At 57.7% G+C, this 13587-nt stretch carries 19 protein-coding genes; 12 read left to right on the top strand and 7 right to left on the bottom strand.

Going from position 1 to position 13587, the window contains the following annotated elements; translation table 11 throughout:
- Window positions 1-5: 5 nt before the first annotated feature.
- From murA to ABIE60_RS10790, 7 genes are all read right to left on the bottom strand, one after another.
- Window positions 6-1268, bottom strand: a complete 1263-nt coding sequence (murA, locus tag ABIE60_RS10820; RefSeq protein ID WP_354469418.1) for a UDP-N-acetylglucosamine 1-carboxyvinyltransferase — start codon at window positions 1266-1268, stop codon at window positions 6-8.
- 19 nt (window positions 1269-1287) lie between these two features.
- Window positions 1288-1527: a BolA family protein gene (locus ABIE60_RS10815; RefSeq protein WP_354469417.1), complete on the bottom strand. Its 240-nt coding sequence runs from the start codon at window positions 1525-1527 to the stop codon at window positions 1288-1290.
- A gap of 85 nt (window positions 1528-1612) precedes the next feature.
- Complete coding sequence (locus tag ABIE60_RS10810; RefSeq protein WP_354469416.1) at window positions 1613-1915, bottom strand: STAS domain-containing protein; 303 nt, start codon at window positions 1913-1915, stop codon at window positions 1613-1615.
- A complete protein-coding gene (locus tag ABIE60_RS10805) occupies window positions 1890-2564 on the bottom strand; it encodes an MlaC/ttg2D family ABC transporter substrate-binding protein (RefSeq protein WP_354469415.1) in 675 nt (224 codons plus the stop codon). Before ABIE60_RS10805 ends, ABIE60_RS10810 begins: the two co-directional genes overlap by 26 nt.
- Complete coding sequence (mlaD, locus tag ABIE60_RS10800; RefSeq protein WP_354469414.1) at window positions 2561-3019, bottom strand: outer membrane lipid asymmetry maintenance protein MlaD; 459 nt, start codon at window positions 3017-3019, stop codon at window positions 2561-2563. Before mlaD ends, ABIE60_RS10805 begins: the two co-directional genes overlap by 4 nt.
- A gap of 1 nt (window position 3020) precedes the next feature.
- Window positions 3021-3803, bottom strand: coding sequence for a lipid asymmetry maintenance ABC transporter permease subunit MlaE (mlaE, locus tag ABIE60_RS10795; RefSeq protein ID WP_354469476.1), 783 nt, complete (start codon window positions 3801-3803; stop codon window positions 3021-3023).
- Window positions 3803-4618: an ATP-binding cassette domain-containing protein gene (locus ABIE60_RS10790; protein WP_354469413.1), complete on the bottom strand. Its 816-nt coding sequence runs from the start codon at window positions 4616-4618 to the stop codon at window positions 3803-3805. The genes mlaE and ABIE60_RS10790 overlap by 1 nt, the downstream gene beginning before the upstream one ends.
- Before the next feature lie 203 nt (window positions 4619-4821).
- On the opposite strand from ABIE60_RS10790, the gene ABIE60_RS10785 reads away from it, so the two are divergent.
- Genes ABIE60_RS10785 through yjgA form a run of 12 tightly spaced genes read left to right on the top strand, consistent with a single transcriptional unit; the run spans window position 4822 to window position 13586 of the window.
- Window positions 4822-5793 (top strand): KpsF/GutQ family sugar-phosphate isomerase, encoded by a 972-nt coding sequence (locus ABIE60_RS10785; protein WP_354469412.1) that lies wholly within the window; start codon window positions 4822-4824, stop codon window positions 5791-5793.
- Window positions 5793-6332 carry a KdsC family phosphatase gene (locus ABIE60_RS10780; protein ID WP_354469411.1) on the top strand — a complete coding sequence of 180 codons (540 nt, stop codon included), beginning with the start codon at window positions 5793-5795 and terminating at the stop codon, window positions 6330-6332. Before ABIE60_RS10785 ends, ABIE60_RS10780 begins: the two co-directional genes overlap by 1 nt.
- On the top strand, window positions 6333-6896 hold the full coding sequence (gene lptC / locus ABIE60_RS10775; protein WP_354469410.1) for an LPS export ABC transporter periplasmic protein LptC: 564 nt from the start codon (window positions 6333-6335) through the stop codon (window positions 6894-6896). It begins immediately after the preceding gene.
- Window positions 6886-7398 (top strand): lipopolysaccharide transport periplasmic protein LptA, encoded by a 513-nt coding sequence (gene lptA / locus ABIE60_RS10770; RefSeq protein ID WP_354469409.1) that lies wholly within the window; start codon window positions 6886-6888, stop codon window positions 7396-7398. The genes lptC and lptA overlap by 11 nt, the downstream gene beginning before the upstream one ends.
- On the top strand, window positions 7398-8123 hold the full coding sequence (lptB, locus tag ABIE60_RS10765; RefSeq protein WP_354469408.1) for an LPS export ABC transporter ATP-binding protein: 726 nt from the start codon (window positions 7398-7400) through the stop codon (window positions 8121-8123). The genes lptA and lptB overlap by 1 nt, the downstream gene beginning before the upstream one ends.
- 51 nt (window positions 8124-8174) lie before the next feature.
- On the top strand, window positions 8175-9680 hold the full coding sequence (locus ABIE60_RS10760) for an RNA polymerase factor sigma-54 (RefSeq protein WP_354469407.1): 1506 nt from the start codon (window positions 8175-8177) through the stop codon (window positions 9678-9680).
- 51 nt (window positions 9681-9731) lie between these two features.
- Window positions 9732-10022: a ribosome hibernation promoting factor gene (gene hpf, locus ABIE60_RS10755; protein WP_354469406.1), complete on the top strand. Its 291-nt coding sequence runs from the start codon at window positions 9732-9734 to the stop codon at window positions 10020-10022.
- Between the two features lie 21 nt (window positions 10023-10043).
- Window positions 10044-10505: a PTS sugar transporter subunit IIA gene (locus ABIE60_RS10750; RefSeq protein WP_354469405.1), complete on the top strand. Its 462-nt coding sequence runs from the start codon at window positions 10044-10046 to the stop codon at window positions 10503-10505.
- A 1-nt stretch (window position 10506) separates the two neighbouring features.
- Window positions 10507-11391 carry an RNase adapter RapZ gene (gene rapZ, locus ABIE60_RS10745; RefSeq protein WP_354469404.1) on the top strand — a complete coding sequence of 295 codons (885 nt, stop codon included), beginning with the start codon at window positions 10507-10509 and terminating at the stop codon, window positions 11389-11391.
- Window positions 11384-11653 (top strand): HPr family phosphocarrier protein, encoded by a 270-nt coding sequence (locus tag ABIE60_RS10740; protein WP_354469403.1) that lies wholly within the window; start codon window positions 11384-11386, stop codon window positions 11651-11653. The genes rapZ and ABIE60_RS10740 overlap by 8 nt, the downstream gene beginning before the upstream one ends.
- 53 nt (window positions 11654-11706) lie before the next feature.
- Window positions 11707-13056: a magnesium transporter gene (gene mgtE, locus ABIE60_RS10735; protein WP_354469402.1), complete on the top strand. Its 1350-nt coding sequence runs from the start codon at window positions 11707-11709 to the stop codon at window positions 13054-13056.
- Window positions 13057-13067: 11 nt separating this feature from the next.
- Complete coding sequence (gene yjgA / locus ABIE60_RS10730) at window positions 13068-13586, top strand: ribosome biogenesis factor YjgA (RefSeq protein ID WP_354469401.1); 519 nt, start codon at window positions 13068-13070, stop codon at window positions 13584-13586.
- Window position 13587: the final 1 nt, after the last annotated feature.

Below are 13587 nucleotides of genomic sequence, written 5' to 3'. Positions count from 1 at the left end.
CTCACTCAGCCTGGTACGCGACGAATACGCGCGCCCAGCAGCTGCAGTTTTTCTTCGATACATTCATAACCGCGGTCGATGTGATAGATGCGGTCAATTTCGGTTTCGCCTTCCGCCACCAGGGCTGCAATCACCAGACTGGCCGATGCACGCAGATCGGTCGCCATTACAGGTGCACCTTGCAGCTTCTCAACCCCTTCAATAATGGCCGTATTGCCTTCTATAGAGATGTCAGCTCCCATGCGGATCATTTCCTGCATGTGCATGAAACGGTTTTCAAATACGGTCTCGCGGATCTTGCCTACACCGATCGCAACCGCATCCAGTGCCGCGAACTGTGCCTGCATATCGGTCGGGAATGCCGGATAGGGCGCGGTTGTGATGCTGACCGCTTTAGGGCGCTGACCGTGCATGTCCAGACTGATCCAGTCTTCACCGGTTTCAATCTCGGCACCGGCTTCTCTCAGTTTCTGCAACACGGCATCCAGTGTATCCGGTCGCGTGTTCTTGCACTTGACCTTGCCTCCGGTCGCCGCCGCAGCCACCAGGAAGGTGCCGGTTTCAATCCGATCCGGCAACACCGAATAACGACAGCCCTTGAGCGACTCCACACCATGCACAGTGATGGTGTCGGTACCTGCACCGCGCACATCCGCCCCCATCGCGTTGAGGCAGTTGGCAAGATCGACCACTTCCGGCTCGCGGGCGGCGTTCTCGATGATGGTTTCACCTTCTGCCAGCGTGGCCGCCATCAGAATATTCTCTGTCCCGGTCACGGTTACCACATCAAAGAACACGCGCGCGCCCTTGAGGCGACCGTTGCTGCTGGCCCGGATGTAACCGTTCTCGACGACAATGTCTGCCCCCATGGCCTCAAGGCCACGAATATGCAGATCAACCGGACGGCTGCCGATGGCACACCCCCCCGGCAGGGATACCTCAGCGCGGCCGAAGTGTGCCAGCAGTGGCCCCAGCACCAGAATGGAGGCGCGCATGGTCTTCACCAGCTCGTAGGGCGCACAGAGGTCGGTAATGGTGCTGGCGTTGAGTTCGACGCTCAGCTTTTCGTCCACGGTCAGATCCACTCCCATGCGGCGCAACAGTTCCAGCATGGTGGTAATGTCATGCAAATGGGGCAGATTGCAGATAGTGACCGGCTCATCCGCCAGCAGGGTCGCAGCCAGGATCGGCAGCGCCGAGTTTTTGGCGCCGGAGATCCGGACCTCGCCATTGAGGCAGGCACCGCCTTCGATAATCAGTTTGTCCATCGGGATTCCTGCTGGAAACTCAGTTCAGTGCGGCCCATTGTTCCGGGGTATAGGTCTTGATGGTCACGGCATGAATGGCACCGCTGGCGATCTGCTCGGTAAGACAGCCATACACCAGCTGCTGTTTCTTGACAGGCGTAAGACCGGCAAACACATCACCGACTACGGTGACCTGAAAATCACAGCCTTCACCTGTCGTGTGAGCGGTGCAACCTTCAAGCTGCTGTTCCAGAATCTGTTTTACTTCATCGGCCTGCATGTGCTACTCCCGTGCTGCAACGTGGTCTGTACTCTAAAATCTGGCGCTGATGATAACGAAAAGGGGGGCAAAAGGCGATTGACCCTCAGCGCTGCACACCTTCAAGACCGACCAGCTCGGCAATCGAACAGAGATCGCGTGGCGGACTTTCCAATATCAGATTGACACCTCTGCGCCCCGCCTCTCGCTGACATACCAGCCAGAGTGACAGCGCCGAGCTGTCGACCCTCCCCACGGCTTCCAGATTCAGCCGGCGCTCACCTTCGCCGGTAAAGAGTTCCTGCAACAGCTGCTCACGCAGCGCCGGAACGGTCTGAAACGTCAAATCACCGGAGATCCGGATAACGCCTTCGGTGCTGGTATCAAGCTTCGCTGCTGTCAGTTTCATCCTGCCCGCCCGGCTGTTCCTTCAGGTTGATATCCTGCATCTGGTCAGCCCAGGCCTTGATTGTGGCCGACATGGACCGGTTGCGTTCATACAGGTCAGCAAACTGGTTACGGAAGGTGATACGCAGATTAATACCATCGACCATCACATTGACCAAGGTCCAGCGACCCTGCTGACGCAGCATGTAGTAAACCAGCGTGTAGGTCTGACCATTTGCGGCTTTCATGTTGACGCTCACGACCTGCTTATCGGGCTCAGGGCTTTCCGAACCCGGCACCTGTATGTCGTAGTGGCGCAATTCAAAGCCGGAAATAGATTTGGCATAGGTACGCAGCAGGGTCGTCTTGAATACATCGGCAAAGCGATCACGCTCCTCATCAGAGGCACGACGGAAATACTTGCCCATGACCTGACGCGCGATATAGGGGAAATCAACCACCGGCGCAATGATGGTTTCGATCTCGTCCATCATTTTCTCGATGTTCTCTTCCCCGGTCAGGGCGTCATTGTCCATCAGCGCCAGCATGTCTCGGGTTGTACCATCGATTACCGCACTAGCCTCGTTCCAGCTGCCTTCTGCCACAGCCGGCTTGATCACCAGCACCAGCAGTGCGATCACCGCATTCCTGCAAAATTTAACCATCATCATTCACCTACCTTGTTGAACAGGAACTTGCCGATCAGCTCTTCAAGCACCAAAGCCGACTGGGTATCTTCAATGAAATCGCCGTCTCCCAGCACTTCCTCATCCGCACCCGGCACGACGCCGATGTACTGCTCGCCCAGCAGGCCTGCAGTAAGAATGCTGGCCGAGCTGTCAGTGGTGAGATAATCAACTTCGCTGAAAATTTCCATCTCGACTTCAGCCATCAGCATACGCGTATCAATACGGATCGCGGTCACCTTGCCGATCTGTACGCCGGACATCGACACCTTGGCTCTGGGTGTCAGACCACCTATGTTCTCAAAGCGGGCATATACCTTGTAGCCCTTACCCTGTTCAGACAGGTTCAGACCGCTGACGTTCAACGCCAGTACGATCAGAGCGGCGATGCCCGCCAGCATGAACGCTCCCACACCGATTTCTACGGTTCTCATGCGCATTTCAGAGTTCTCCAAACATCAAAGCTGTCAGTACAAAATCGAGCCCCAGCACCGCCAGCGACGAGTACACAACCGTACGGGTCGTTGCCTGACTGATTCCTTCCGAGGTAGGGATACAGTCGTACCCCTGAAACACCGCTATCCAGGTCACTACCAGACCAAAACAGACGGCCTTGATAATGCCGTTGACAACATCATCGTAAAAGCTGACCGACTGCTGCATGTTGGCCCAGAATGAACCTTCATAAATACCCAGCCAGTCCACTGCAACCAGCGAACCGCCCCAGATGCCGACGACGGCGAAAATCATCGCCAGCAGTGGCATGCAGATAAATCCGGCCCAGAGACGAGGCGCGATAATGCGGCGTAACGGATCAACTCCAATCATCTCAAGACTGGCGAGCTGCTCGGTTGCCTTCATCAAGCCGATTTCAGCCGTAAGCGCCGAACCGGCGCGGCCGGCAAACAGCAGCGCTGCCACCACCGGCGCCAGTTCACGCACCAGACTCAATGCGACCATCTGGCCAACCGCCTGCTCAGAGCCGTAATCGACCAGGATGGTGTAACCCTGCAGTCCCAGCACCATACCGATAAAACCGCCGGAGACGACGATAATCACCAGTGACAGCACACCCACGAACCAGATCTGCTTGAGTACCAGTGGCAACATCACCAACGGCTGGGGCCTGGCCACCAGCGACTGGAACAGAACCTGGCTTGCGCGCCCGAAAGCTGCAAGCCGCGACAGGGAGCGATGTCCCAGCCGCTGCAACATGTTCAGCATCATGATTGTGTTTCTCCCAACAGGTCCTGCATGTAATCCGGCGCCTTGTAATGGAACGGTACAGGACCATCCGGCAGCCCCTGCATGAACTGACGCACCTTGTCGGAATCCACATCTGCCAGCTCCTTCGGAGTGCCGCTGGCAATAACCTTGGCATCCGAAAGAATGTAGATATAGTCGGCGATCCCCAAGGTCTCCTTGATATCGTGCGAAACGATGATACTGGTGTGACCAAGCGCCTGATTAAGCCTGCGAATCAGGTTTACCAGCACCCCCATGGCAATCGGGTCCTGCCCGGTAAAAGGTTCGTCATACATCACGATATCCGGATCCAGCGAAATGGCGCGGGCCAAGGCAACACGCCGCGCCATGCCGCCTGACAGTTCACTCGGCATCAGAGCACGCGCTCCGCGCAGGCCTACCGCCTGCAGTTTCATCAACACGATATCGCGGATCATCTCCTCGGGCAGCGTGGTGTGAACCCGCAATGGAAATGCAACGTTCTCGAACACATCCATGTCAGTGAACAGGGCTCCGCTCTGGAACAGCATCCCCATGCGCTCACGCACCTCGAACAGTTCTCGCCGTCCAAGAGCCGGGATATTAAGATCATCCAGCAGAATATCGCCTCGATCCGGGCGCAACTGGCCACCGATCAATTTCAGCAACGTGGTCTTGCCGGTACCGGACGGCCCCATGATCGCCGTCACCTTCCCACGTGGTATTTTGATATCCACGCCATCAAAAATTGGGCGATCACCACGGGAAAAACTCAATCCGCGGATATCAATAATGGCATCGCTTTCAGGCTTCATAGCGTCAGCTTGGCTCCAGCTTCCGTTCAGATTCGGACCTCTATTACGGGCCCGCTATCCATACACAAAGGTGGGCAATATACCATTGCGGCGGTTAAACTTGAACGTCTTCCTCAGGCTTGGCAGACATGGGTTAGGCGCCCCGGCCACTCTGGGGTAGAATGCCGTTTTTGGCAGACACAACCGATCAGGTGATACCGACCATGACTCAGAGCGACTACCTCCGATCCGGCCAGCAGACCATCCGCCTGGAACTGGAGGCGGTTCAGGAGCTGCTGAACCACCTTGATGATTTCTTCAGTCAGGCCTGCGATCTGATGTTCAACTGCAAGGGCCGTGTCATCGTCACAGGTATGGGCAAATCGGGTCATATCGGCAACAAGATAGCCGCCACCCTCGCCAGCACCGGCACCCCGTCCTTTTTTGTTCACCCCGGCGAAGCCAGCCATGGCGATCTCGGCATGTTCACCGGCAGCGATGTGGTGTTGGCCCTGTCCAACTCGGGTGAAACCGCTGAGCTGATCACCATCCTGCCACTGATCAAACGCATGGGCGCCCCCATGATCAGCATTACGGCGAATGCCGACTCAACCCTTGCCCGCAGTGCGGATGTCAACCTGCATATTCCCGTCGATCGTGAAGCCTGCCCACTGGGGCTGGCCCCAACTTCCAGTACAACGGCACAGCTGGTACTGGGCGATGCACTGGCCATTGCTCTGCTCGAAGCCCGCGGCTTCAGCAGTGAGGACTTTGCCTTTTCGCACCCTGGCGGCAGCCTTGGTCGACGACTGCTGCTGAAAGTCGACGACATCATGCACACCGGAGAAGACATTCCTCAGGTCCAGGCCAACACCTCTGTCCGTGAAGCACTGCTTGAAGTCACACGCAAACGCCTGGGCATGACTGCCGTGACCGACCCACAGGGCAAACTGATGGGTGTCTTTACCGATGGTGACTTGCGCCGCACACTGGATCAGGAGATCAACCTCGCCAGCACACCCATTGCCGACGTGATGACAGCCGAATGTACCCGGGTGTCTCCCGGCATTCTGGCCGCCGAAGCCCTCAGCCTGATGCAGCAGCGCAAAATCAACGCACTGCTGGTGGTTGACGAGCACGACCGTCCGGTCGGCGCCCTCAACATGCATGACATGCTGAAAGCGGGGGTGATCTGATGCACCTGGACAACCTTCCCGTTTCACTGCGCGAGGCTCTGGGCAACATCCGTCTGGCCGTATTTGACGTCGACGGCATTCTGACGGACGGCCGCCTCAACTTTCTGGCCGATGGCCGTGAAGTCAAAAGCTTCCATACACTCGACGGCCTGGGGATCAAACTGCTGCACCGCTGCGGGATTGAAACGGCCATCATCACCGGACGCCGCTCACCCCAGGTGGAGCAGCGTGCCGAAGCTCTGGGCATCACCTATCTGCGCCAGGGGCGAGAAGACAAGCTGGTCGCACTGGATGAACTGTGGCAAGCCAGTCGACACAACGCCGCCAACACCGCCTACATCGGTGACGATCTGCCCGATCTGGCCGCCATTCGCGCCTGCGCTTTTGGAGCCTGTGTACCCAACGGCCACCCTCTGGTGCGCAAGGAAGCCGACTGGTGCAGCAGTGCTGCTGGAGGCAAGGGGGCCGCACGTGAGTTTTGCGAGCTGATTCTGGCCGCACAGGGCAAACTCAGCGCCATCTACGACGAGTACCGCTGAATGCTGCAAAGCCGACTGAGACTCGCCATCGCCCTGATCCTGCTGCTTGTGCCGTTGCTCTGGTGGGGATTTGCCTCCACCCGGCTGAGCGACGAGCCGATACTGGACAACAGTGCGGCTCGGATCGACTTTTTTGTCCGTGAAGCGCGGATTACGCGCTGGAATCCGAGTGGCGAAATGGCTCAGGAGCTGAACTCCCCCCTGATGCGCCACTATCCGGAACCGGCCGAGATGCTGTTCGATAAGCCGATCACCCTGATACCCCGCGAACAGGGCGGCGAGCTCCGCATTCTGGCACAGGAAGGCCGCATGCCTGACTCACAGGAGCGCATAGTACTTGCAGGGGATGTGCAGCTTCATGATAATCCGCCCTCAGGCAGTGCCAGCGAGATGCTGACCGAGCGACTGACACTCTACCCTCCACGCGACTATGCCCACACGGACCTGCCGGTCAGGGTGATACGCGGCCAGGACCATACGGAAGGCCGCGGAATGGAGGTCTTTTTTGACGAACAGCGGGTTGAGCTGCTGTCCGAAGTAAAAGGTACATACCATGCGAATTAACCGCCCCGTGCTGCTGACCGCCCTGCTGCTGACCCTTTCAACCAGCGTGCAGGCACTGCCCGAGGACCGCAATCAGCCGATTAACGTTTCGGCTGACCGCGCCAGCATGAACGAGCGTACCGGCATCACTGTTTACACTGGTGATGTAGAGATCATTCAAGGCAGTATGGAGATTCGGGGTGAACGCGTTGAACTGCACCGCGCGGCAGACGGCAGCATTGACCGTATCATCTCCACCGGCAAACCGGCCGAGTTTCAACAACAGCCGTCTGCCGAACAGCCCCTGACCAAGGCCTACGGCGACAAAATGGACTATCGCGTCAAGCAGCAGGAGATCACCATCACCGAAAATGCGCGCGTCGATCAGGCCAAGGACACCTTCACCGGTGAGCGGATCGTCTACAACATGGAGCGCGCACTGGTGAACGCCTTCGGCAGTGACCGCAAGGGCGGCGAGCGGGTCAAGATGGTGATTCAGCCCAAGCCTGCGGAGGCCAACTGATGGCCACACTGGAAGCCCTGCATCTTGCCAAAAGCTACAAGGGGCGTCAGGTGGTACAGGATGTATCCCTGCAGATGGAAACCGGTCAGATCGTCGGGCTGCTCGGACCCAACGGTGCCGGCAAGACCACCTGCTTTTACATGATTGTTGGACTTATCCACGCCGACAAGGGGCAGATCCGCCTGCATCAGGATGATGTTACCCGCCTGCCCATGCATGAGCGGGCACGCCGCGGCATAGGCTATCTGCCCCAGGAGGCCTCGGTATTTCGCAAACTGAGCGTGCACGACAACCTGATGGCCATTCTGGAAACCCGCAAGGAACTCGGCATCTCGGATCGCAAAACACTGCTGGAGCAGTTGTTGGAAGAGTTTCACATCACTCACCTGCGCGACAGTCTGGGCATGGCCCTGTCTGGCGGTGAACGCCGACGTGTCGAGATCGCACGCGCGCTGGCAACCGAGCCTGACTTTATTCTTCTGGACGAGCCCTTTGCCGGCGTCGACCCGATCTCGGTCAGTGACATCAAGCAGACCATTCGCCACCTGCAGTCTCGAGGCATCGGCATCCTGATCACGGATCACAACGTGCGCGAGACCCTCGACATCTGCGAGCGAGCGTATATCGTAAGTGAAGGAGGGATACTCGCACAGGGCACACCCGCCGAAATTCTGGCGAACGAACAGGTCCGCCGCGCCTACCTGGGCGAGCAGTTTTCCCTTTGATCCAGAACCGTCAACCATGCACATCCACTCCGTCCACCTGGCAGCTCTGATATGAAGCAATCGTTACAACTCAAGATCGGCCAGCATCTGACAATGACACCACAGCTGCAACAGGCAATACGCCTGCTGCAGCTGTCAACGCTGGACCTGCAGCAGGAGATCCAGGAAGCACTGGAGAACAATCCCCTGCTGGAAGTCGAGGATGAGCAGGACAACGTGGAGGAGGCACGGGCAGAAAGCCGCGATGACCGCCACGATGCCTCCGATGATAGCCGTTCGAGCGATACTGCCGACGACGATAACTGGGACGAAAGTGCACTGGAAGAACGCTGGAATGATGAAATTCCGAGTGAACTGGCCACCGACAGCAACTGGGATGATACCTTCCAGCACCAGAGCACGCCCGGCCCCGCCCGCGACGACGACTGGGAGCCCGGTGATAACGATTCGGCCGAGGACAGCCTGCAGGACCATCTGCTGTGGCAGCTCAACCTGACACCCATGAGTGACCCCGATCGCATGGTTGCCATGGCCCTGATCGATGCGGTCGATCCGGATGGCTACCTGCGCACTGACGTGAATGAAGTGCTGGAACACTTCCGTCAGAGCGAACCCCAACTGTTCGCCGATGCCGAGCCGGAAGAGATTGAAGCCGTATTGCACCGCGTGCAGCAGTTTGACCCGCCCGGTGTCTGCGCACGCGACTTGAGCGAATGCCTGCAGGTACAGCTGCGCCAGCTGCCTGAAAACACCCCTATGCTGAAAGAGGCCCTGCGCCTGGTGCGCGACCATCTGGGTCTGCTTGGCAGCCACGACTACCGCACACTGATGCGGCGCATGCGCCTGAAGGAAGAGGCCCTGCAGCAGATCATCAGCCTGATCCAGTCACTCAACCCCAAGCCGGGCACCAGTATCAGCAGCGAACAGTCGGAGTATGTGATTCCCGATGTTGTTGTGCGCAAGGTACAGGGGCAGTGGAGTGTCAGCCTGAATTCGGACGCCTCGCCCAGACTTCGCATCAATACCGACTATGCTGATCTTATCAGGCGAGCCGACAACAGTGCCGACAACACCTATCTGAAGAACCACCTGCAGGAAGCGCGCTGGTTCCTCAAGAGCCTGTTGAGTCGCAACGAAACCCTGCTCAAGGTCGCCACCGAGATCGTGGCCCGCCAGATCGACTTTTTCGAAGAGGGCGAAGAGGGCATGAAACCGATGGTGCTGCATGACATCGCTGAAGCCGTAGAGATGCATGAATCGACCATCTCAAGGGTTACCACCCAGAAATACATGCACACCCCCCGAGGCATCTTCGAGCTGAAGTATTTTTTCTCCAGCCACGTCAGTACTTCGGACGGAGGCGCCGCCTCCTCCACCGCCATTCGTGCCCTGATCAAGAAACTGATCAGCGCGGAAAGTACCGCCAAACCACTCAGCGACAACAAGATAGCCGACCTGCTGAAAGAGCAGGGATTCAACGTAGCCAGGCGCACAGTGGCAAAATATCGTGAAGCGATGAACATTCCGCCTTCTAATGAGCGCAAGCGTCTGGTTTAATGAGACTACAGGCACGCCGGAAGAACGTGCTTTATGACGAGGAGAAAACCTATGCAGATCAACATCACTGGTCATCACGTCGAACTGACTGACGCCCTGAACGAATATGTACGTACCAAGTTCGACCGACTGGAACGCCACTTCGATAACATCACCAATGCACAGGTCACACTCAGTGTTGAGAAGCTGCGCCAGAAAGCCGAAGCCGATATCCACCTGGCAGGCGGCGAAGTGTTTGCAGCCCATGAACATGAAGACATGTACGCTGCAATTGATGGCATGGTGGATAAGCTTGACCGCCAGATCATCAAGCACAAAGAAAAACTCAAATCCCATAAATAACCGGTAGCAGCACGTCACGACATGCAACTATCAGAACTGCTGACCTCATCCCGTACACTCTGCCACGTCGATGTGGTCAGCAAAAAGCGAGCCCTTGAGCTCGCCAGCCAGACTATCGCCGAGCAGCTGGACGGCCTGGCCGCTGAAGATATCTTCAGCGGCCTGATCAACCGTGAACGCCTTGGCAGCACCGGTATCGGTGAAGGCGTTGCCATTCCTCATTGCAGAATTTCAGGCGTTACAACGGCCATCGGACTGCTGATGACCCTGTCCAGCCCGATTGACTTCGATGCCATCGACAACCGTCCTGTCGATCTGATCTGTTTCCTGCTGGTACCCGAAGATGGCGCTGAAGAACACCTGCAGACACTGGCGGGGCTGGCGGAGCTGTTCAACGATTCAAACACCCGCGAGTCGCTGCGCAGCTGCGAAGATTCCTCAAGCCTGCTGGATCGCGTCCAGACTCTCTGCAAAGGCGTCTGATATGCGACTGGTCGTCATCAGCGGCCGTTCCGGCTCGGGCAAAAGCACCGCCTTGCAGGCACTTGAAGATGTCGGTTTCTACTGCATCGATAACCTGCCGGCTCTGCTGCTGCCCGAGCTGATCCGGCTGATGCTGGCTGAGGAAAACCCGAGCCGGCAAATTGCCGTCAGTATTGATGCCCGCAACCTGTTGAGTAATCTGAAGCAGTTCCCCAGCGTGATGCGCACTCTGCGCGAGCAGTCTGCACTGAGCACCGAAACACTGTTTCTGGATGCCGGTGAAGCCACCCTGTTGCGACGCTATAACGCAACACGACGGCGTCACCCGCTCACCGACCAGAATCAGAGCCTGCAGCAGGCGATCCGGACTGAACGCAACCTGCTCGAACCCATCGCCAACCTTGCCGATCTTCGCATCGACACCACGCGACTGTCGCTTTATGAACTGCGAGACGAGGTCAAGCTGCGTGTTGCCGGGCGCAGTGAACAGGTTCTGTCACTGCAGTTTGAATCCTTTGGCTTCAAGCACGGGGTTCCGCTCGATGCTGATTTCACCTTTGATGTACGGGCCCTGCCCAACCCCTACTGGGTACCTGAGTTGCGCCGACATACCGGCCTCGACAGCGAGGTGATCGAGTTTCTGCGTCAGTCACCCGAAGTCACCGAGATGGTCAACGACGTGCAGGCCTTCATCACCAAGTGGCTGCCCCAGTTTCAGGCCAACAATCGCAGCTACATCACGATCGGCATCGGCTGTACCGGCGGTCAACACCGCTCGGTCTATATCGCCGAGCAACTGGCTGGTTATTTCCGCAAGCATATGGATAATGTGCAGGTGCTACACCGGGAACTGAGTCAGCCTGCCGCAGGAACAAGCCATGATTGAAACGCGACTGACCATTATCAACAAGCTGGGCCTGCACGCCCGTGCAGCTGCCAAACTGGTCACACTGGCGAATCAGTTCAACGCCGACATCCGCATCAACAAGGATGGCCGTGAAGTGGATGGAAAGAGCATCATGTCCGTGATGATGCTGGCCGCCAGCAAGGGTACCGAAATCGCGCTTGCCGCTGAAGGGGATGATGCACCTCAGGCGCTTGATGCCATCACCACATTGATCAACAATCGCTTCGACGAGCCCGAGTAAGATCCCGAACACCCTGTCCCCGGACAAGCGCCCACCTCCGATCGAGATCCGCCATGAGTCAGCAGGAAACCAAATCCAACCTGGAAGCACTGAGCGCCGCGCTTGAGGTCGGCGAGCTGCAGCAACTGAGATTCATGCTCAACAAGGGCCTGAAACCGGTTGAAGTGGCACACCTGCTGGAAAAAACACCTCCACGCGAGCGCCAGATCCTGTGGAACCTGCTCAATCAGGAACTGGAAGGCGAGGTGTTGCAATATCTGGGGGACGATGCCCAGACCGAGATTCTGAGCCGCATGGAAGCGTCAGAAGTGCTCGCCATCACTGAGACGCTGGAAACGGACGACATGGCCGACATTCTGCAGCAGTTGCCCGAACGGGTAATGAAAGAGCTGCTGCAGATCATGGACCAGCAGAACCGCGCGCGGGTCGAGGAAGTACTGGCCTATCCGGAAGATACCGCCGGCGGCCTGATGAACACGGACACGGTCACCATCCGGCCTGACATCAATGTGGAGACGGTCCTGCGTTACCTGCGCCGCCACAAGGATATCCCTGAGATGACCGATATCCTGTTTGTTGTCAGCCGCAAGGACTCCTACATCGGCGTACTGCCACTGACACGCCTGCTCACGTCCGATCCCGGCGTGCTGGTGCGTGAGATCATGCAGACCGATGTGGAGCCGATTCCGGCCGACATGCCCGACGAGAGCGTTGCCCGCCTGTTCGAGCAGCTTGACCTGATCTCGGCCCCGGTGGTCAATGAAGAGGGGCGTTTGCTGGGGCGTATCACCATTGATGACGTGGTCGATGTCATACGTGAAGATGCTGATCATTCACTGATGAGCATGGCCGGTCTTGATGACGATGAGGACACCTTTGCGCCGATCATGAAGACCACCCGCCGGCGCGCGGTGTGGCTCGGTATCAACCTGATCACGGCCTTTGCGGCATCCGCGGTGATCGGCCTGTTTGAAGCCACCATCGACAAGGTGGTCGCACTGGCGGTGCTGATGCCGATAGTTGCTTCCATGGGGGGGATCGCGGGCAGCCAGACACTGACACTGGTGATTCGAGGGCAGGCTCTGGGACATATCGAGCGATCCAATATTGGCTGGCTGTTCAATCGGGAGCTGGTTGTCGGACTGCTGAACGGAATGCTGTGGGCACTGGTCGTTGCCGTAGTGGCTGTACTCTGGTTTCAGGATATGACGGTTGGTATCGTGATCGCCATGGCACTGGTGATTAACCTGATCGCCGGCGCCATGGCCGGCACCCTGCTGCCAACAATGCTGAAATCGATGGGCATTGATCCTGCACTGGCTGGCGGCGTCCTGCTGACAACCATCACTGATGTGGTGGGCTTCTTCGCCTTTCTGGGACTGGCGACCCTGTTTTTTGCCTGATGGAAACTGTTATGAGCGATTTTGACCACCTGCAGCACGATGACGAAGAACAGCTGCCGCCCAGCAAGTCCCAGCTCAAGCGTGATGCGGATGAACTGCAGAATCTGGGCCAGCGGATGACCGAATTGCGACCGGACCAGCGAGAGAAGCTGCCGATTGATGATCGCCTGCGCGCCGCACTGGATGAGTACAGCCGAATCAAGGCCAATGGTGCCAAACGACGTCACCTGCAGTTTATCGGTAAACTGATGCGCACCGCTGATGCGGACGCTATTCGCGAGGTTGTGGACCGCTTCGACTCGGCCACGGCGGCCCACAACCAGCTGTTTCACGAGCTGGAGCGCTGGCGTGAACGCTTGATCAGCGAGGACAACGAAACGCTGCAAAGCTTCATTGACGCTCACCCTGGTGCCGATATCCAGCATTTGCGTCAGCTGGTGCGCAACGCCAAGCGCGAACGCCAGCTGGAAAAGCCACCCGTGAATGCACGCAAACTGTTCAAGTACCTTCGTGAGCTGAACGAAGTCTGAC

Source organism: Marinobacterium sp. MBR-109 (genome assembly GCF_040547565.1).
Lineage (GTDB): Bacteria > Pseudomonadota > Gammaproteobacteria > Pseudomonadales > Balneatricaceae > Marinobacterium.
This window is presented reverse-complemented; position numbering and strand designations above follow the sequence as displayed.